Consider the following 20,169-nt stretch of genomic DNA (forward strand, 5'->3'; position numbering starts at 1 on the left):
AAAAACACCCAACCCCGCTATCCCTTTGGTCTTGCCTTTGGGATTACTTTTATTTTATTACTAAAGCTACGGGCTTTAATAATGCTTCATTGCTCCAAAGAGGATTATTATATGCTTCCTTGATAACTTTCCGCATGATATTGGCAGCTCCATTTACATCAGCATTGATCATTTTCCCGCTTTTCGACCGGTAAAGACCACGCTTGATTCGCTTACCTGAAAACGATTGATTTGACTCATTTTTGCCGTAAGCAGGAATCGGATCAAGATCAAGGAAACTTGCTTTGGAGGTATACGATTCTTCTGTAAGAATGACTCGAATGCCATGTCTTTCTGTTTTGTACGTTATCATTTGAATAAGTAAGCTGTGAGGAATCGTCGTAAAGGATTGGTTATTCACGTTGCCCGTACGTGCGTTTTGTTTCCAATCTTTATTTTGACCAATGATGATTGTGTCGATATCCTCTTCTAAAGCAATTTTCTCCACTTGAAAACTTGCTTTATGAAGCAAATCCTTGATTTGATTAAAACGCTTGCGAGCTATTTTTTCTAAGCGTTTTGATGTAAACGGACCTTCGTTTGCTTGTTTTCCTTGTCGAAGAATACCTGTATAATGTGCTCTTTCCTGGTTATATCGTTGATTCACAGATTTGATATTTTTGCCCTTCACTAGAACCGGTCTCCTACCGGTATTCGTGACAATGGTTGCAAGATTATCAATCCCTAAATCGACAGCTATTAAACGGTTTTTCGATTCTTTCATTTCTGGTTCCCTAAGATCTTGAAAAATTAATTCCACGACATAATGGCCATACCTTGGAATCACTCGAATTTGCTTCAATTTCCCCTCAGTAAATCCCAGTTTACCAATATTTAATCGGTCTTTTGTTTGGGGAAACTTCAGGAATTTAGTTTCCTTGATGACACAATCCTGGTTTGAAAAGGAAACATCTTTTTCTTTTGCACGGCAATACCCAGGAATATTAGGACGTGCTTTAAACTTCGATGGATTGGATTTATATTCCTGTAAAGCACCATAAAACGATTTCCAATTTTGAAATACGGTTCGCATTATTGCTTGACTGGATTGTATTGGTAACGAACGATAATCGTTTTGTGAAATCGATTTAAAAAGTGCGTTCAAAAAATAGTAATCAACATATGGATTTACTTCCGTAGGCGCACCAAATAAATGACAGTGGATTTTCTTTCGCTTCTCTACCGGTTTTGTTTCTTCTTTAGCTTTTTTCCTTTCATACGCTATCATTTGATTATCGTTCATTTTAGGCAATTGTTTTTGAATGGTATTCAATACCTCTTTTTGAGGCGGTTGCAATTCCTTTTCTTGCGTTAAGGCTGTATAAACTTGTCAGATATAAAAGTTAGTCATGTTATGCAGATTCTTTGCGTATTGACACATTTTTTGAAAGTAATCATGCATCCGATGCCCTTTTTTCACCCAAATTTGTATGCTTTTATAAGCTGGCATTTGACTTTCCCCTCCAAACATATGTTTCCTTTATTTTATAATACTAAGAAGGGGAGGAAAATTCAATTATTTGGGAAACTAGTATCCAAGCTTTTAGGTGGGATCTTCTTACATTTTTACAGAAAGTCTGAATTAACTGCCAACATATAAAACCGTCAATTTACCTCTCACCTAAAATTCTATCTGATTTTCGAGGAAGGAGTCCTCTTGGCTTTAAAGATAGATTTGTATTAGAATGGAAGCATGGATAGTACCCGCAGTGAAGGAAGGTTAATACATATGACCGAAGAAAATATAACCCGATTACATATAAACAATAAAGAATACATCCTGATTGGAACTGCACACGTATCGAAGCAAAGTGCTGAACAAGTGAAGGAGGTAATTGAGGCTGAAAGGCCAGATTCTGTTTGTATTGAACTGGATGAGCAGCGTTACCAATCAATTACAGAGGGAAATAAGTGGAAGGATACCGACATCTTCCAAGTGATTAAGGATAAAAAGGCAACCCTATTATTAATGAACTTAGCTATATCTTCCTTTCAAAAGCGAATGGCAAAGCAGTTTGACATTAATCCTGGACAGGAAATGATTCAAGGGATTGAATCCGCAAAGGACACGGGTGCAGAACTAGTTCTGGCAGACCGCGATATTCAGGTAACTTTCTCCCGTGTATGGGGAAACATTGGTATGAAAGGGAAGGCATTACTGCTAACGCAAGTCGTTGGAAGTATTTTCAGCAATGAAAAAATCTCTGAAGAAGAGCTGGAGAAGATGAAGCAGCAGGACACCATTAATGCGATGCTTCAGGAGTTTACAGATCATTTCCCGAAATTAAAAAAGCCGCTCATCGATGAACGGGATCAATATTTATCCCAAAAAATTAAGGATGCACCTGGGGAAAAGATTGTAGCAGTGCTTGGTGCTGCGCATGTTCCTGGAATTACGAAGGAAATTAAAAAAGAGCATGATTTAAAGAAGCTAGCAGAGCGTCCGCCAAAATCCAAGACACCAAAGATTATTGGCTGGGCAATCCCAATCTTCGTACTCGCGCTCATCGCTTATACTTTTCTCACGAATCCAACTGCCGGCTTACAGCAGGCAATTAGCTGGTTCCTCTGGAATGGATCGCTTTCAGCAATTGGAACCATAGTCGCATTGGGACACCCATTAGCTGTGCTGACAGCATTTATAGCAGCACCATTTACGTCACTGAACCCACTTCTTGCAGCAGGCTGGTTTGCAGGCTTTGTTCAGGCGTATATAAAGCGTCCAAATGTAGCCGATTTTGAACGATTATCGGACGATGTCCATAGTGTAAAAGGATTTTGGAACAATAAAGTAACTCGAATTCTGCTCGTAGTCGTATTCGCCAATATCGGGAGCTCGCTCGGAACACTCTTCGGCGGGGCTGACGTTATCCGGGTATTTATCGAGAATTTATAATGAATGGAGAAAAACACTTTCTAAATGAAAGTGTTTTTCTGCTTGTCCTATCGGCTTTTTTCAAGGTTCTCCAGTTCGTTAAGTAACGTATCCAGCTCCTGTGATATTTCAATAACTTTGTCGTAATTTGAATTACCTTCAATGGCATGGTACATTCTAGCTCTCAATTGCTCAATCCTTAATTCTAGTTTCTCTCTGTTTTCCAAATAAGAACACCTGCTCTCTCTTAATAGGTATATTTCCCCTGATTTCCTTGTTGAAACCTTACATAGAAGGGCCTCCCACCTTCAGGAAAACATGCAGATTGCAGCTCTTATTATTTCCGAATCAATTCTGAATCGTTTGTCATATGACTATATATAGGTAAATTATACTATAAATAGGATAATCAATAAACCTTTGTTATACTTAAAAAAATAGAACGAAAAGGAATGTGCTTCATGAAAATATCAATTGTTTCTGTCGGAAAGTTAAAGGAAAAATATTTAAAGCAAGGAATCCAGGAGTACTTAAAACGATTAAGTGCATATGCAAAGGTAGATATCATCGAAGTTGCCGATGAAAAAGCGCCTGAAAGCATGAGCGAAGCAGAAATGCTTGAGGTTAAACGCAAAGAAGGCGAGCGAATCCTTTCGCAAATAGCCTCAGACACGTATGTCATCACATTAGAAATCAACGGAAAAATGCTAAGCTCCGAGCAGCTGGCTGCAAAACTAGACGAACTTGCAACGTACGGAAAAAGTAAAATCGCATTTGTAATCGGTGGATCACTTGGAATAAGCGATGAAGTGCAAAAGCGAAGTGACTTAGCATTGTCGTTTTCTAAGATGACGTTTCCCCATCAATTGATGCGTTTGATATTGTTGGAACAGGTTTATCGAGGGTTTCGGATTAATCGGGGTGAACCTTACCACAAATAGGTAGCGGTTTTCTTTAAAATATAATCCCCTTAGGATGATTGGGGAGTTGTTAGTAACCATATTATGTAAGGAGGAGTCACTAGGACTCCTGCTTTCTGGAATATGTGCAATAAAAGAAAATTGAATATCTTTCAACTTTTTATTGACTACATCGATTCTTTCAATTGAAGCTACGAGAAGCTGCCTAAATTCCATTACATCTAATCGGTCTTTTAATTCTAGGAATTCTTTTAGTTGCTCTCGTATAAAGTCTGTACGGACTTCTCTTACCATGTTGTTTTTAATTTCCTGTTCACTTTGTATTTTGGACAGCGAATCTTTTAGGTTACTAACTTCCTCACGAATTTCAGTAATTCTTTCTTTAGCCTCTTGATGTGTATAGAAGCCTGATCCAGTCATTACGTCGTCTTGAATCATTTTCTTCTGCGACTCAAGTTCTGTAATACGCTTATTTATTGTATTCGTTTCTTTGCTATGATCGTTAGTAGTATATTCTCTTCCGATTTGTTCATTAATACTTTGGGTGATAGCTTCGATAATTGATTCTGATTGAAGTGCATTTGAAAGTCTGTTGTAAACTGCCTTTTCAAGCTTATCTGCATTTACAGTATTTGGATTACATACTGCTTTTCCACCATTATGGTATCGGCCGCAAACATAATAACGTAACTTAGTACCATCTTTTCGCTTCGATCCATACATACTTGTCATATATGACCCGCATTCAGGACACTTTGCTATTGATGTCAGTGGAAATTTTCCAGTGTACTGTCTTGGTGTTCCGGTTGACCGGTGATTTATTAAAGCATTAGCTTTATCCCAAGTTTCTTCATCAATAATTGGATCGTGAATTCCTTTAACTACTATGTGATTTGGATTTGTACCTTTTCTTCTTTTTCTCTCCCAGTCAATCACTTGGTTAAATCGTATATAACCTTTATATATTGGGTTTTTAAGAATTATATTTACAGTTGATTGGGCAAACTCTTTGTTGTTTTTCGTCCGTTTACCTATTTTGTTGAGGTAATTAGCAATTTTCTTTGTACCCCATTTTTCATTGACATACTTGTTAAATATCATTTGAATTATTTCAGCTTCCTGGGGGATAATTTTTAGTTCCTTATTTTCACTGCGATATCCAAGAACTCTACCACCGTTGAATTTTCCTTCTTTGGCTCTTTGTGTCATCCCCATTTTTACGTTTTCAGCAAGTTCTTCTCTTTGATATTGAGCTACTGATGATAAGATATTGAATTGCAAATTACCATGAGGTGTTCCATACTCACCTTCCTTTATGGAGACAAACCTTACATTAGAATTGTGGATTTCTTCCACAAGTGATAATGAATCTGAAAGGTTTCTACTTAATCTCGATACCTTATAAGTTATGATGGCATCCAGTTTTCCTTTTTTAACATCATGCATCATACGATTCAATTCATGTCTATCGTTTATAGATTTTGCGCTGATGCCTTCATCAACATAAAATCTTAAATCGACATTATCTCCATACAGCTTATGAGCGCTTTGAACTCCTTCTTCTTTTTGCCCCTCTAAAGAGAATCCAAGTTCTGCTTGTTTGCTAGTTGAAACTCTAATATATAAACCAACTGTTTTTATTTCGTTTCTCATGCTTATTCACGCTCCTCGTTTTGTTCAGAAAGCAACTTAATAGAAATAGCTTTATAAATAAGAGATGAAATGATTTCAATATTTCCTGCGTTCTCTGCTTTAGTAGTTTGATCAGTATCTTTGTTCATATCGAACCCTCCGAAATTAATTAATAAATTAAGTTACTGTCGGCGGGTACGCTTTCTAAGAGGGAGCCGGACCATTTAGGAGTGCCAAACTCTTATAAAAAAATAAAACGTTACCACGTATAAAATGACAGTTCTAGAAAAAGCAAAGTGTCTTATACGTAGAGTTACGTTTTATCATTAGGGTTTATTATATTTAAAAGAATATAATAATAGTGTGTATTATATTGTTAACCTAATTAATGTTCGAAATTAACGGATTCGGATTTAACAAGTTTAGGAAATAGCAGAGTTGCTATATAGAGTGTGGATTATTGTAATAGCATTTTGTCTTAGTTGTGTAGAGGATATTCTTATGTCCTTTCTAAACTGAGGGAGTAGGACCAGTGAGGATTACCTTGCCCAGTTTTAAAGTGTAAGACAGAGTGGAAAATATCTCTCGTTAATATTAATTTGATTTTATACAAGGTAAAATTTTTTGTCAATAAATAAATTTTTATGGAAATATTAACTCAATCTGAAAGTGGTTGATAAGTGAGCGATGTTTGCCTGGATTTTGATTCTTAGATGTTTTTATGTTTGAACTTTAATAACAAGTATTTCCTTGACTGTGATACCACTATTACAGTTAACATTTATGTATAATCCTATAATTAAATGGGGGATGAATTTATGTCTAATAAATATAAAATGGCAGATGCGATTAAGTTATCGGGGGTAAATAAAAACCGGATTAATGTGATGATAAAACAGCAAGTTATTAATCCGAAGAAGAACAATAGTGGTTATTATGTATTTACCGATGAACTAATAGAATTGATAAAAATGTATGATGGTTTAAAAAGAGATATAAAAATTCCATATACTGATATTAAATCGCTTGAAGCGTTTATCAATAATACATCTTCAAAAGTGAAATGTGTACAAAAGACTTTTGAAGTCCTAAGAAACTATGATTGTACAGCTAATAATGTTGCTACAAAACAATTCTTCTATATTTGTTGTCACAGCATTTTTGGATTATCAGATGAATATGAAGAATTACTTAATGAAATAACAGATGGTATCAATTTATATCCACATCAAAATGAAACATTGGAGGCCATGTATGATTATTATTTATATCAGGCCCATGTAATTGATTCAGTAATTGAACTTTCTACACTTGAACTGGAATCTGAAAAGGAATTTTGGGATCTAGATGTTGTAAAGGGGTATGAAGCTTTTATTTTCAACATTGATTTTAACAGAAACAGACCATTTATTACTGAAAAGATTGATGAATTCATCATGTGTAGCCTAATGAGGGTTAAATATGATACTGAATCTAAAAGTAACCCCTTGATAAGAAAGCTGACTCTATTGTTAAAGGAACTCAATAAATTTCACGACGAAACTAGAATAGAATATGATACATGTCAACACATATTCTTACATGCTACTAAGCTGTTAAGTGTAGATATTCATGACAATTTAGAAATAGTTTGATTATGATCTTTGGAGGCTAACATGTCGATGATTAAAGGTGGTGCAGCAGGCTTTAATAGTGTGGTTTATTTTTCTGAGAATTTCAGCTCGGAAGCGATAAGAAAAAATGATGGAACTATTAATATTGAAGTTTCTAGGAGAAAGATAGCCCCTAAATTTGAAAGAACAATTAGTCGAATACCATTCATTCGCGGATTATACTTATTTGTAAGACCTATGATTGTTATGTGGAAAATCTACCTAATAGTTTTTTTTCTGCTTTTAACTTTTCTCTTGTTGGCAAGTCGTAGTAGTGAAAGGATCTCTGGAGGCTCCTCATTATCCCTTTTCTCGACTGTTGTTGAAGGAATCCAACACCACTTTCTATTGCTAGCAGCTATTGTATTGGTTGCTTTTGGAGTTATTATCAAACTTAGTAACCTTGGTAAGTATCATGGGGCTGAACATATGACGGATACATCGTATAATACATTGTCTAGCCTAGATATATCAGATGTAGATAAACAGTCGAGGATCCACGCCCATTGTGGAACAAATTTTGTGGTCTTTTTATTTATTATCTTTTTCATACTTTCCTTTTTTGTTTTCGACTTTATTGCATTAACTATACTTAGTATTTGTTTGGGATATGAAGTATTTCTTATTCAATCGAGAATTTTGGTACCTTTTTATTGGCTCGGGGGCTTTTTCCAATACTATTTATTTACATCAAAGCCATCAAAAAAACATTTAGAAGTTGCTATAGCCTCATATGAAGCGCTTCTAAAAGCAGAAAGAGACTTATAACAAGGCATAGTCACATACTTATTATAAATCCAATCCCAAAATGTATAATGGCTATCTACTATTGAAAAATAAAAAGTATTGACCTTTTGTGATAATTCTTGTACGATAAATTCCACGAATAGAAAAATTATATATTATAAAACACTTTTAGATAAAACGCTCAGGCGTCAAGTATAGGTAGTCCAACTCTTTCGTTGTGCTATCAACTATATATTGACGTACTGGGCGTTTTTTAATGTAAAAATATCGAAGGAGGAAAGGTTAGATGGAAAATAACTTTACAGAAAGTATGAGACAAAAGTGGATAGAGGAAGGTGAACACCTATTAGAGTGGCGAGAAAAGTTAGGATTAACAAAAGCATTTATTGCTCGAGAAACGGGAGTGGACTACGGAAGAATAACCAGGTTAGAGCACGGGGAGCCAGTCAAAGAAGCGAAGTTAATAATTCAGGTTTATGAGTTGACACTAGAAAAGGTAGAAACGCATAGAGCCCTTAATAGATTACTAGAAAGTATTGGAATCAGATAGTAAAGGGATAGTTAGATAACAGCCACCTTATGTTTTCTTAACTAATTCGGAGGGATATCCGCAGAATGATATTTAGGATAGTCCTGTAACAAAACGAAACAGATGTTAGCGGAAATACCCCTCAAACTAGGTGTAAACAGGGAAATTTGTATCGTTATATAAAAACGAAGAAAACATGATAAAATCAACGTTTTTATAAAGGCGGAATTCAAGTGATAAATCCTTGAAAATAAAGGGATTATTAGACGTTGATTTCTCGACATCTATGAATCTTAAAAGCAAATGAATTTCTGAGCATGTAGAGATAAGCAAATTCCAGGGGTAATACTATTTATTTGCGATTCAACTAGCATTTTTCAAAAAAAACGTAGTATATAACTAAAAATCCGAGTAATAAACCTATTAGAAGCTAATGGAAGGATTTGATGTTATGAAATTTAATCACAATAAGCTAAGAGAAGCGAGAGGACAAAAGAAACTAACACTTGAAGAAATGGCAAAATGTATGGATATGGATCTATCAGCATACTGGCGCTTAGAAACAGGAAAAACTAAAGTAAAGGCAGAGCAATTAATTATGTTCATGGAGATCTTTGATCGACCATATGCTTATTTCTTTAAGTCAAGTAATCCTATTCGTTCTATTAAGGTAGAGGTGGAGTGTATACCTGATAAACTACAGATTATATATGGTTTCCTTAAAGCACATCCAGGGATTATAAAGAACTGGGAACAAAACGTATTAAAGTTGGAACAAGAGATACATTCAAGTAGTTTTTAAGAAAGGGAAAAAATTATTAAAAAGCACTGAATAAAGCAAAGTAAAAGCGGTAAAGAAAAAAGAATCACAGTATGATGCGAAAATTACCAACCATTAATAAGAGTATTATTGCTGTATTTTCAAGGGTTACAGCGATAATACTCTTATCCGGATAATTTAATAATAGGGGTGATTACATGGTCCATACATTTGAATTGAACCACATAACCAACGAAACAAAGGTCATTAAGGTTCTTGTAGAACATTATGAGCTAAATGAAATACAAGAATTGCTTGTTAAGTCAAAGAGGAAGAAGAACACTATAGATATTCCTATAAGTATTCCTGGTTTGATAGCAGTGTCTATTTCTTATATTGGTAACGAATGTTACAGATTTTACCTTAGAGTGGAACCTCAGTCTTTAATAGCTGGAAGGAGAACGATTAATGTCTTTGATTGTGCATTTGGTTCGGTAGAAAGGCTAAGACCAGTTTTAGATGAATCCATTGAAATTATATCAAGTACACTACCTCAATCAGATCGGTGGTTTGTCTCGCGTATAGATTTTACCAAGAATTTAACTTCTGAGTATGTAAGAGAGTGTGTCGAGTTAGCTAAGAAGGGAAAAGACCCATATCGTTTTAAAGAGACTATTGACAAGTCTGGAAGCTCGTACAGAAAGTCTAAAAGTGTGATATTAAATTATTATGACAAGCTCGATCATATTACTAAAAAGGTAGATAACATCTCTTTTGATAACCATCTGTTAGAAGAAGCTCATAATATTTATCGTATAGAAGTACAGTGCTTAAATCACAAAAAATTAAAGCATATAAGAGAAAAATTTGACTTACCTCGAAAAAGTAATTTATATGACTACTTACGTACAGATATTGCCGAATGGGCCTTTTTTTCTTACTACGACAAAGTGATTGGAAGAGGAGATTATTACTCATTAGCTCAGGTTTTAAAAAGAATAGAGTCAACAGATTTAGGTTCGAGGAAAAAGAAAAATATTAAGAACTGGCTCAAGCTGATTGCTCAGGCTAAGGGAATGACTAACGCAAAAAAGCAGTTTGTTGATGGAACAACATTAGGTCGCACACAAACAGTTGTTCAAGGCTGCTTGGATACTTTTAGAAGCTATGAAAAGGTCTGTGAAGAAATAGGAGTCAATCCTGTAGCGATTCCTAAGGACTGGGGAATCGATTATATCCCTAATCCGATAAATTCATTAGATTCTAGTAAGATAACCGAGAATAAATAATGAGTGTAGAAAGGATTGATAGAATGTTTGAATATTTAATTGAGAAGGATCAGGTGAATTTAAAAAGGATTGTGAGCCGTTGGTTGAAGCAATTTATAATAGAACCAACTCTAATGCAACGCACGACACCAGAATCATATTTAAAAGGGTTTAATCGCAAGAGAACAGCCGAAAATTGTTACGAGTATTTGGCTCTTATGAAAGAACTAAATAATTCTCTTTTACAAGTTGATAAGAAGAAACTGGTTAAGGATATCGCCATGTATATCGATCTTCGTACGCCCTTTATTTATAGCCATATGCACTTGAAAACACCTGAGTATCAAATTGAGAAGCAGTTATTTGAAGAGGTGCCTTTCCACTATAAATCCAATAATAGCAAAGCTTTATCATTTATAAAAGAGGCTAAAAAGAGCATGGTGCTTAACCATAAAACAAAATGGATTAGTGAGAAACCTACTGTGAGACAGATAAAGCTTATTGAGAATAAACTAAAAAAGAAAAAGCAAGTACTTCGAATAAATATAGAGGAAATCAATAAATACCAAGCTGCTATATTGATCCCTTATCTATTAGAGAAACAAACTTATGATCGAGAAGGCCTTCAAAGTCTACTAGAGTAATAAAGAACTTGTATTTAAATTGGGGAATAATATTCCCTTAATTGTATAAAAAAGTGGACAAGTCAATAAGTAGACTTAAACGGGCAACCATTGCCCGTTTTTTTATTATTCTTTTAATTGGATATTATAAGGTTCAATGACTAATGTAATATCCTCAGTTGGTATCTCCTTATCTTGAATTAGTGCTTCTTTCAAGTGGCTTAAAAACCCTTCGTTATAGGACTTTAAATAAACCCTAGCAAGTTCGTAGCCTCCTTTATCATAAAAGGCAATGGAATCCTCAGGTTGAATTTTACGAATGCCAAACATAGGGTAGTAAACAAGTTCTTCATCAAACTTAGAAGGTTTTAGTGTTTGAATAAAGCATTTAAAACAGGAGTAAACCTTCCCTTCGTTTTTTGAACCTACAAAAGCTTCAGTAATGCAAGAGTGACAGAAATGACAAGTATGCATGAATCGTTCATCCTTTCAATGGTTCTGTTGTTATAATGCTACTTTATAGATGTTTGAATGAGTATGGGTATGGGATAGATCCTGTAGCCTCCTTTCGTAATGATGTAGAACAAAGCTAGAAGAATGAAATAAGTGAATTCTACTTAACTCAATAGAAAGTATGAGGGGAAGGTTTGAAAGATCTGTTTCAAATCGAATATTCGGGGTGTTGCTGTCATCTGTGTCAGAAGGACGGTCCTTCATCACCCGAAGGGCTCCAGAATCAAAGCGGGAGAGTTTACTCTTTAGATTGACATACCCGGGGCATTAATATTATTAAGTAAAATAGAAACTAATACCTAGTAGGGCCAGAAAAATTTAACTATTTTCCATTTCCCATAAGAAAAACCTCCGAAAAGAAGTGAGGAGTTAACCTTTTATTCTACTATACAGTGGTATAGTTATTATGGACTGTTTAATAAAAACTGGTAAAATAGACTTAGTAAACTCCTTTTATGACATGTTTATATGATGGCTAATAATATGGATTTTAAGATGGCAGATAATAAGGGAGAAAACACCCTTATGCTAAAAGCTGAAATAAAAGCAGGCACTAAAATTGCAATTGCATCTGCGTATTTTAGTTTGTTTGCATACATGTACTTTAGCCTAGATGTATTTTTGAAGGATTAATAGAGAAATGGTAGAAAGGCTTGGTTATATGAAAAATTTAATCGTTAAGAACTTTTTAAGTCAATTCAAAAGCAACTTTGAATTAGGTGAAGAAAAGGAAGAAATGCTATTTGAACAGTTTATTAATTACTGTGTTTTAAATAACCATGTTATTGATTCAGAGAGAAACTTTCAAGATATGGATACAGGGACCGCTAAAGCAATTGATGGAATAGCAATCCTAGTAAACAATAAGTTAGTCTTGAGCGAAGAAGATCTAAATGTATTAATCAATAACAATAACATACTTTCAGTAGATTTTATCTTTGTTCAATCTAAGACATCCTCCAATTTTTCTGATGCAGATATTAACTACTTTTTAAAGAACGTTGAAAAATTCATTTCTGAAGGTGACTGTTCAATTAATGAACTAGAGAATTTTTGGGAGTTGAAAAATATTATATATAATAACTCCCATCTATTTAGGAAAGGCAACCCTAATTGTATAATGTATTATGCTAATTCATCGCCAACTACTGAAATTAGTGCTGATATAAATCAGACGATAAAAGATGGAGTAAAATCTCTAAATGACACAGGTCTTCTTTCTGAAAATATAACCTTCACCCCGCTTGGTGTTAAAGAGATACAAAGATTATATAGAAAAATTGATGCTGATTTAGAAGCATCCTTTCGCTTTCCAAAAAATGTATCGTACTCATATGATGGAGATAAAATAACATCAGCATATTTTGGTTTAGTTGATATTAGTGAATATATGAATTTACTCTTTGATGAGGAAACTTCAGGGGTTAAAAATGTGTTTGAAGACAATATACGGGATTATCTTGGTATAGAAAATAACGAAGTAAATAGTAATATGCAGGATAGGCTCCAGAATGAGGAAGCACAACTTTTTGGTATATTAAATAATGGGGTAACTGTTGTAGCTGATGAAATAAAACCAGTAGGGGAAAAGTTCCATTTAATTAACTACCAAATTGTGAATGGCTGCCAGACAAGTAATGTGATTTTCGACAATTATAGTAGTTTAAAAGAAAAGAGTATCTCATTACCAATTCGAATTATTTCTACAAAAGATGAAGATACTAAGAATGAAATAGTAAGAGCGACAAATAGTCAGACAGGGTTAAAACCTGAGCAGTTAGATTCATTAAGTAACTTCCATAAAATGCTAGAGGAATTCTATAATTCCAAAAATAGTTTGCAAGAGAAAACAAATGATTACGATGTTTGCATTTATTATGAAAGACGATCTAATCAATATAGGAATGATGCAGTTCCTCAAACAAGGATAATTAATATCCCTAAACAAATAAAAGCAGTTACTTCCATGGTATTAGATAATCCACATGGTGTATCTGGGCATTATGGGACTGTTGCTAAAAAGGTTAAAGGTGATATTTTTCAAGAGAGCGATTATGCTGAGCCTTATTATGCAAGTGCGTTATTATTATATAGAATAGAGACTTTCTTTAGAAAGAATCGGGATTTTAAACAGTTTTCAAGAATGAGATGGCATATTTTAATGACGGTGAAATATTTATCCGGTAATACATCTAAATATTTGAATTCTAAAGATATCTATAAATTTTCGAATGATATAGTTATTAAAATTAATACCGAGAGCAAAGCTAATCAGTTAATTATTGAAGCTATAAATCACATTAATCAAATGATTGGAAATGAAGGTTTAGATTTAGAAGATAGAAAGGTATTTGAAAGAAAAGAAACAACAGATAAACTAAAGAAATATCTTCTTGAGCTAAATAAGGAGAAAGTATATATATAAATGTGTTGTTTACATTCTATTTACACATCACATTAGAATGTCTTATATTACCAAGTGTCGAAAGACTGAGATTATAAGAGGGGGGTATCATAGTGTTTCTCACCAGGAAACCCCCGATTCTCTTATTCTCTTTTCTGCTGGTATATGGCTTGTTATATCTCAATATTCAATTGGGATTGTTGTCTTAATGCTTGTAGCGATAGGAGTGTATAAATCTACAGTCTCCTCCTCTGTTGTAATTGAAACAATTAGTGAATATCTAATGTTTTTATTCCATTTGCCTAACCAGGCTCTTTCTCTCCACCAACCAATGGCTGGATAAACACCTACCAGATTACTAGTTGCTAGCTCTGCTGCTGTACCTTCCCAAACATCTGTATGTACTGAACCTAGATGTCTACTTTGTTTTCCATACAGCCATTTCACACTACTTCCTGAGCTATCTACATCGTCATCATCCGCTTCAACTGCTGCATTTATTCTGCGTAAAAATGTTTCTTTAGTATCATTTCCATTTACGTCAAATCTCAAAAGGCACGAAGGGTATCTATATCGATTTTTCCAACCTATTTCTCCTGGACCAGGCTCTATAAAATAAGATAAGGTAACTTTCATCTTTACATTTTCTTCCCCAAGATTTAGCAATACATCTTTTGGCCAGGGTAGTTCATGTATATGCATATCTTTAGTTTTATATGAACCGTTAACTTTATCATATGGTTGTAATTCCGATTGCAATATTAGATTCACACTATTGTCTAAACAATAAATTGCTCTATTTAGATCAGGAACACCATATCCACATATTCTTAATAGCTTCCTATAATCTTCTTTCTTATTACCATCTAAAAATTGTTCCTTCATAGTACTTGTCCATTCAGCAGAATGGATCATTAATCCTCTGATTGTCTCTGGCCATGCATTGGGATATTTTGCTTGAATTTCAGCAGCCATCCATGCTGCTTTGGCTGTTGCTGCGCTTGTAGCATTTATGTAATCAAAATGTCTTTCAAATGGTTTATAAAATGTAGTTAATGATGATAATTCTTCTGATGTATAGCATCCGGATGAGTCCTTAAGAGCATTTCCACCTTCTAATAATATCTCTGGCTTTATAGGCCACTTATTGTCCCAGATAAATGAAGTTGAACTAAATGGTGAAAGTCCTCCATTTGGTGCTACAACCTCCATATTCTCATACTGTCTTGATTCAACCTCAGTCTTTTCAGTATATGCACCTACACTTAGAGCATTCCATGATTGAGCAGGATTTTGAACAGACAAAGTTAAATTGCTTTCAGGGTAATCTTGCCATTCATTACTTTCATTGATATTACCTGCTGAAACGATAAAAAGCTTCTTCTCCTCATCCATATATCCCGATGTTATCTCATCGATAGCAGCAGACCACGAAGATGGACTGCCGTCTCCAGTCTCATATTTTGGTGCAGTTACCGCCATACAGATAATCCTCTTTTTCTCAGGGTTATTAATAATTTGGTTACTAACAGCTGAAGCAGTAATTGCACCGTACAATTTTGGATCATTTTCTCCATTTGAAGGTACTATTTTACTAGATTCCAGATTATGATAGATTTTAATTTTATCACTTGATTCAAGCGCATCTTTTAAATCTCCATATATACTTATCCCTGCCATCCTAGTTCCGTGACCACTGTGATCATCTATTCCCCAGCCATTATTATATGTATGACGATCCTCATCTTTTAAAAATGGCTCAATTAGAATGTTACCGTTATTTACACCTGTATCTAATATACATATACATACATTTGAGTCACTATCTATATCTAACCGTTCTGATAGTTCCCTTGCCCATTCAGATTGCTCACTATTTTCCATTTCAATAAAGAAACTATTAATTTCTGCCGCTTTCCTTATCTCAGCAATATCTGCACTACTCATTATTAATTCTTTCAATTCTTTACGATTTGCTTTTACTAACATAACGGATCTTTCTGGAAAGCGCAGAGTTTCTGGTTGAATAGGGAGATTCAGTGTTTGTGTTATTAGTGTTCTAAACCTTTCCTCAATTTCAGTATCATGGCTACTTAGCCATATTTCACACCACTCTGGTTCATCCAAAGGTATCCAGTTAATTTGGCTTGGTGGCCAAAAGGATTCTAAAACGGCTAATTTAATATTTTCGATGCTATTAATAAGTGGTTGATTCTTAGGGTTGCCTTTTTTGGTTTCCTCTTCAAGGTAATCGGTAACTTTTTTCAAGTAAGCATTCTCTTTGCCTTTTGGAACAAAAACAGTTGCTTTATTTACTATCTTTTCTTCATTTTGCACTTGTCTTATATTTAACAACCTAATATTCTTTTGTCTATCCTCTAAACTCTTTGAGGCTAAATCGAAGTCTGGTGAGCTTTCAAATTCGATATAAGTGCCTTGCCGAACTGGCAGTGATACAGCAGAGCGAGATTCATCAATTTCTTTTGTTTCTTCCCACAATCGATCTAACTGGCGCTTCAGGTGTAGTCCATGATTTCTACGATCTCTAGTAGGTAATTGGCCATTTCTACCAGTTACCTTCGAGGTGTATGGAACAGAATCTACCTCGTTATTGACAAATAAGTTATCATATCTATTATCACTCATATCTTAAATATCCCCCCTTTTGTAAGCATCCTTTCTTTCTTTAATCATCTTTATTAACAAATCTTCGTCTATGTTTTCTAAATCAAGTAATATTGCTTCCTTGACAGCATCATTAGTTGCCATAGATATTTCCGCATGACTTAAACTATGAGCGTTCTCTACAACCTTATTTAAAGATAAATTTTTATTTTTATATCTACCTATTTTATTTTTTATTAATCTTCTTATTTGTTCTTTACAAGGCAATGTATAATGAATCACATCATCAAATCTTCTGAATAGTGCCTGATCTAATAATTTCGGGTTATTTGTCGCAGCAACAATTATACTTTCTGAATTATCTTGTTCAATAAACTGTAAAAAAGAATTTAAAATTCTACGGATTTCACCAACGTCATTATCGAGGCTTCTTTCTGTACCAATAGTATCAAACTCATCAAATAAATATACAGCTGGATTACTTGAAATAAAATCAAATATTTGACGTAGTTTTACACTTGTCTCACCCATATACTTTGTAACCAATTTATCCATTACTATTGTGCAAAGAGGGAGGTTGGTTTCTCCAGCCAAGACAGAAGCAGTTAAAGTTTTTCCTGTACCTGGTTCACCAGCCAATAATATTTTCCTTCTATTTTTTAATCCATGTTTCTTTAGTTTGTCTTTTTGCCAATACTCCAATAAAATTCTTTCAATACGGGTTTTAATATCTTTACTTACAACAAGTTCAACCAATTTTTTCTCACTTAAATCGGTAGTAATAAGGTCATCAAGTTTTCTGTTAAATGGAATTACGTTTGTTTTTACTTTGGACCTTTCTACAAGATCTCTAATGTCACGTGCAAAAGATTGGTGACCATTTTTTGCTTCATATGCTGCTAGCTGTAATACTAGTGTTTTAAACCTGTCCTCGTCATTTTCAAAATGTGACTTGATTAACATTTTTATCTGATCAGCTGTAGCCACCACGCTCACCTCCAATCTTTTTTCTTTATTATAACCTATTCTTATTATGGTAAATAAGTGTAAAATTTAGTCTAGGCATTATTGCTGTATTGCTGAAATTTAATTCTGTTTCAGATGCCGTTGTTTTCCATTCAAAAATATCTACCGGGTTTAATTACAAGTTACCAATTTTACAATTAGATAACAAAACAAAAAAGAATAAAGATGGAATATTGTTCCCTTACTATATTTTAGACGTAGGTACAATTTTTAGCTACCCTTAAATCGTTACGGTGAACCTTACCATAAATAATGATGAAGCAGAGAGGAAAAGGTAGCGATAATGCTACCTTTTCCTATTAATCAATATATTTATTTTTTAACTGGTCTGATCCAATACCACCGATTACCATTAAAACTAATGGTGCAAAACTTACCAAGCCTTTTGGCAATCCTTCTAAAATCATAATAGTTGTACCAACAAAATAATTTAATCCGAAAATAAGTAGTTTTGCTAGTAATAAAAATACTCCTAACATAAACACACTATCAAAGAATGTTTTCCATTTTGGATATGCTAATTTCTTACTATCTTGAATTACTTGTTCCTTCAATTCTTTGTCACTCCTCAACATTTCATCTATCGTGATACCGAATAAATCACTCAAAACAATGATAATTTCGATACTTGGATAGTTCTTACCAGTTTCCCATTTTGAAACAGATTGACGACTCACATGAATTTTTTCAGCAAGATCAGTTTGTGACCACCCTCTTTTTTCCCGTTCCTTTTTTAATCGATCATTAAAAATCATGTTAGTTATCACCTTTCCTTATTTCCATTATTGTGGGAGTGTATAGCCGAAGTAAAGATAGTTATAGGTGCATCAAGGCGCAACCCCATGTTGCCAATTAATAAACCCTTGTCTTATCTATGTTATTTTATCCTTAATGATGTAAAAGTAAAAAATACTACACGAAACTATACGTCCTTTATAGCCACGGACTGTTTACCATTTCATACCTTCTGCATAGTTAAATATGTTATATTTTTTATATAAACTTGATTGACTTTTAATAAGATCAGTCTTCTGCAAACAAGGAGGATTCAATTATGATAAGTGATACAGATTTGAAACACCTGCGACGTTGTATTGAATTAGCAAAAACAGCACTGGAGAAAGGTGACGAGCCATTTGCTTCAGTCCTTGTCTTAGCCAATGGAGATGTTCTTGCAGAAGACCATAACCACGTTGCAGATGGTGACCATACCCAACACCCGGAATTTGCTTTGGCGAGATGGGCAGCCAGCAACATGACACCTGAAGAAAGAAGCAAGGCGACAGTATATACCCTCTGGCGAACATTGTCCTATGTGCGCTGCGGCCCACGGCTGGGTTGGTTTAGGTAGGATCGTTTATATTAGTTCGTCCGAACAGTTGGTACAATGGTTAAGTGAAATGGACGTTACTCCATCACGTGTTCGGAATCTCCCCATTCAAGATGTTATTCGTGGTACCACAGTAGATGGACCTGTTCCTGAACTAGCGGAGCAAGTTCGTGAACTACATCGTCAGTTTTATGCAAAAAAAGATTAAACATATCACGCTTTTGATGTTTAAGCCTGTTATTAGGTGAGTCTCCCTACTGCACTAAAATGATAGAAGACTGGGGCTGACATCTAAAAAGAGCATTGAGAATAATAGTTCCCAATACTCCTGGTTCCTGTAACTTAATTGACTATTCGACTCTATAAAAGGCTACGATGTAGTTTTTTATAGAGTCTCATAAAATTTGTAAAAAAAAGCTAGGTATACACCAATAAAATATAAGATAATCAAAATTTTTATAGCCTTATTAGGCTTCTTCGCATTTTTAAATATGTTAGCTTCTATTTTGTTACCCAAAAAAACGAAGACCAAAGTTGCCAATAAAAAATATAAATGATTACTGATTCCCAAAATTAATAAAAGCGTTATAATTATACTGAATGTTAACATCGTCCACATAAAAAATACAACTCCCTCAAATAACTAAGTTGGTTTAATGACGAATACGAAAAAAACTTATATAGTCATACTAACATTTTATTCATAATATTATTTTACAAGACGATAAACCTCACAATACATCCACCAAAAGTCATTTTTAAAGATAGACAATTAACTCGTAAATTACATAAAATCTTACCACAAATAAGTTTTATCCTATTCGCAAAATTTGTTTATGGCACTCAACTGATTTTTTATTAGCTATCCAAAAGAAAAAGGTTAACAATGCATATATAGCTGTTACTGCAAACATAAACCATTCAGTCATTTTCCCACCTCTTTTTAAATAACCTACTAAAAAATCCTTTCTTGGCTTCTTCTTCTGACGGTGCAATTTGTCATTGAGCCTCCAGCCTTTCATCAATCACTTGTAACAAAAATTGGTCTCGTTGTGCAATGACTTATTAATGTATCTGATCCCGACGATTGGTTAGTTCCTTAATCGCATCATTTTGTTTATATATTAATTCTGTTTGATTATGTACCATTTCTTTTAACCCTTTTATATCGCTATCATTCGCTATAACGCTGTTATTTATGTCGTTTGTATAAGTGTTATCCTTTT

17 protein-coding genes and 2 pseudogenes are annotated in these 20,169 nt (G+C 34.2%); 11 read left to right on the forward strand and 8 right to left on the reverse strand.

The window, feature by feature from the left end; translation table 11 throughout:
• Positions 1 to 49: 49 nt before the first annotated feature.
• Positions 50 to 1,489, reverse strand: a pseudogene (locus NSQ77_RS10725) (transposase).
• Positions 1,490 to 1,768: 279 nt separating this feature from the next.
• Here NSQ77_RS10725 and NSQ77_RS10730 point away from each other — a divergent pair.
• On the forward strand, positions 1,769 to 2,935 hold the full coding sequence (locus NSQ77_RS10730; RefSeq protein ID WP_339230876.1) for a TraB/GumN family protein: 1,167 nt from the start codon (positions 1,769 to 1,771) through the stop codon (positions 2,933 to 2,935).
• A 47-nt stretch (positions 2,936 to 2,982) separates the two neighbouring features.
• On the opposite strand, the gene NSQ77_RS10735 is transcribed toward NSQ77_RS10730, so the two are convergent.
• Positions 2,983 to 3,141, reverse strand: coding sequence for an aspartyl-phosphate phosphatase Spo0E family protein (locus NSQ77_RS10735; protein ID WP_339230877.1), 159 nt, complete (start codon positions 3,139 to 3,141; stop codon positions 2,983 to 2,985).
• 234 nt (positions 3,142 to 3,375) lie between these two features.
• On the opposite strand from NSQ77_RS10735, the gene rlmH reads away from it, so the two are divergent.
• On the forward strand, positions 3,376 to 3,855 hold the full coding sequence (gene rlmH, locus NSQ77_RS10740) for a 23S rRNA (pseudouridine(1915)-N(3))-methyltransferase RlmH (RefSeq protein WP_339230878.1): 480 nt from the start codon (positions 3,376 to 3,378) through the stop codon (positions 3,853 to 3,855).
• On the opposite strand, the gene NSQ77_RS10745 is transcribed toward rlmH, so the two are convergent.
• Positions 3,742 to 5,487 carry a recombinase family protein gene (locus NSQ77_RS10745; protein ID WP_339230879.1) on the reverse strand — a complete coding sequence of 582 codons (1,746 nt, stop codon included), beginning with the start codon at positions 5,485 to 5,487 and terminating at the stop codon, positions 3,742 to 3,744. The two genes, rlmH and NSQ77_RS10745, sit on opposite strands and share 114 nt — an antisense overlap.
• A 2-nt stretch (positions 5,488 to 5,489) precedes the next feature.
• Positions 5,490 to 5,615 (reverse strand): hypothetical protein, encoded by a 126-nt coding sequence (locus NSQ77_RS10750; protein ID WP_339230880.1) that lies wholly within the window; start codon positions 5,613 to 5,615, stop codon positions 5,490 to 5,492.
• A gap of 669 nt (positions 5,616 to 6,284) precedes the next feature.
• Between NSQ77_RS10750 and NSQ77_RS10755 the strand changes: the two genes are divergently transcribed.
• From NSQ77_RS10755 to NSQ77_RS10780, 6 genes are all read left to right on the forward strand, one after another.
• Positions 6,285 to 7,100 carry a MerR family transcriptional regulator gene (locus NSQ77_RS10755; protein ID WP_339230881.1) on the forward strand — a complete coding sequence of 272 codons (816 nt, stop codon included), beginning with the start codon at positions 6,285 to 6,287 and terminating at the stop codon, positions 7,098 to 7,100.
• Between the two features lie 27 nt (positions 7,101 to 7,127).
• Positions 7,128 to 7,886, forward strand: coding sequence for a DUF1385 domain-containing protein (locus NSQ77_RS10760; protein WP_339230882.1), 759 nt, complete (start codon positions 7,128 to 7,130; stop codon positions 7,884 to 7,886).
• A 265-nt stretch (positions 7,887 to 8,151) separates the two neighbouring features.
• The gene (locus NSQ77_RS10765) at positions 8,152 to 8,415 is read left to right on the forward strand and encodes a helix-turn-helix transcriptional regulator (RefSeq protein WP_339230883.1); all 264 of its coding nucleotides are present in this window, start codon (positions 8,152 to 8,154) and stop codon (positions 8,413 to 8,415) included.
• A 430-nt stretch (positions 8,416 to 8,845) separates the two neighbouring features.
• Positions 8,846 to 9,196 carry a helix-turn-helix transcriptional regulator gene (locus NSQ77_RS10770; protein WP_339230884.1) on the forward strand — a complete coding sequence of 117 codons (351 nt, stop codon included), beginning with the start codon at positions 8,846 to 8,848 and terminating at the stop codon, positions 9,194 to 9,196.
• Positions 9,197 to 9,372: 176 nt separating this feature from the next.
• Positions 9,373 to 10,443 (forward strand): hypothetical protein, encoded by a 1,071-nt coding sequence (locus NSQ77_RS10775; RefSeq protein ID WP_339230885.1) that lies wholly within the window; start codon positions 9,373 to 9,375, stop codon positions 10,441 to 10,443.
• Entirely contained in the window at positions 10,443 to 11,066 is a 624-nt protein-coding gene (locus tag NSQ77_RS10780) for a hypothetical protein (protein WP_339230886.1), read from the forward strand. Before NSQ77_RS10775 ends, NSQ77_RS10780 begins: the two co-directional genes overlap by 1 nt.
• A 105-nt stretch (positions 11,067 to 11,171) precedes the next feature.
• On the opposite strand, the gene NSQ77_RS10785 is transcribed toward NSQ77_RS10780, so the two are convergent.
• Positions 11,172 to 11,519, reverse strand: coding sequence for a hypothetical protein (locus NSQ77_RS10785; RefSeq protein ID WP_339230887.1), 348 nt, complete (start codon positions 11,517 to 11,519; stop codon positions 11,172 to 11,174).
• Positions 11,520 to 12,041: 522 nt separating this feature from the next.
• Between NSQ77_RS10785 and NSQ77_RS10790 the strand changes: the two genes are divergently transcribed.
• Together NSQ77_RS10790 and NSQ77_RS10795 are read left to right on the forward strand one after the other, a co-directional pair.
• Entirely contained in the window at positions 12,042 to 12,191 is a 150-nt protein-coding gene (locus tag NSQ77_RS10790; protein ID WP_339230888.1) for a hypothetical protein, read from the forward strand.
• A gap of 7 nt (positions 12,192 to 12,198) precedes the next feature.
• A complete protein-coding gene (locus NSQ77_RS10795; RefSeq protein WP_339230889.1) occupies positions 12,199 to 13,983 on the forward strand; it encodes an AIPR family protein in 1,785 nt (594 codons plus the stop codon).
• A gap of 159 nt (positions 13,984 to 14,142) precedes the next feature.
• Here NSQ77_RS10795 and NSQ77_RS10800 read toward each other — a convergent pair whose 3' ends face one another.
• The 3 genes from NSQ77_RS10800 to NSQ77_RS10810 all read right to left on the reverse strand — a co-directional run bounded on the left by NSQ77_RS10800 (position 14,143) and on the right by NSQ77_RS10810 (position 18,368).
• The gene (locus NSQ77_RS10800; RefSeq protein WP_339230890.1) at positions 14,143 to 16,608 is read right to left on the reverse strand and encodes a S8 family peptidase; all 2,466 of its coding nucleotides are present in this window, start codon (positions 16,606 to 16,608) and stop codon (positions 14,143 to 14,145) included.
• Between the two features lie 3 nt (positions 16,609 to 16,611).
• Positions 16,612 to 17,574: an ATP-binding protein gene (locus NSQ77_RS10805; RefSeq protein WP_339230891.1), complete on the reverse strand. Its 963-nt coding sequence runs from the start codon at positions 17,572 to 17,574 to the stop codon at positions 16,612 to 16,614.
• Between the two features lie 338 nt (positions 17,575 to 17,912).
• A complete protein-coding gene (locus NSQ77_RS10810; RefSeq protein WP_339230892.1) occupies positions 17,913 to 18,368 on the reverse strand; it encodes a helix-turn-helix domain-containing protein in 456 nt (151 codons plus the stop codon).
• 299 nt (positions 18,369 to 18,667) lie between these two features.
• On the opposite strand from NSQ77_RS10810, the pseudogene NSQ77_RS10815 reads away from it, so the two are divergent.
• Positions 18,668 to 19,151 (forward strand): annotated as a pseudogene (locus NSQ77_RS10815) (nucleoside deaminase).
• The last annotated feature ends 1,018 nt before the right edge of the window (positions 19,152 to 20,169 follow it).

The organism is Oceanobacillus sp. FSL K6-2867, from assembly GCF_037963145.1.
GTDB lineage: Bacteria > Bacillota > Bacilli > Bacillales > Amphibacillaceae > Oceanobacillus.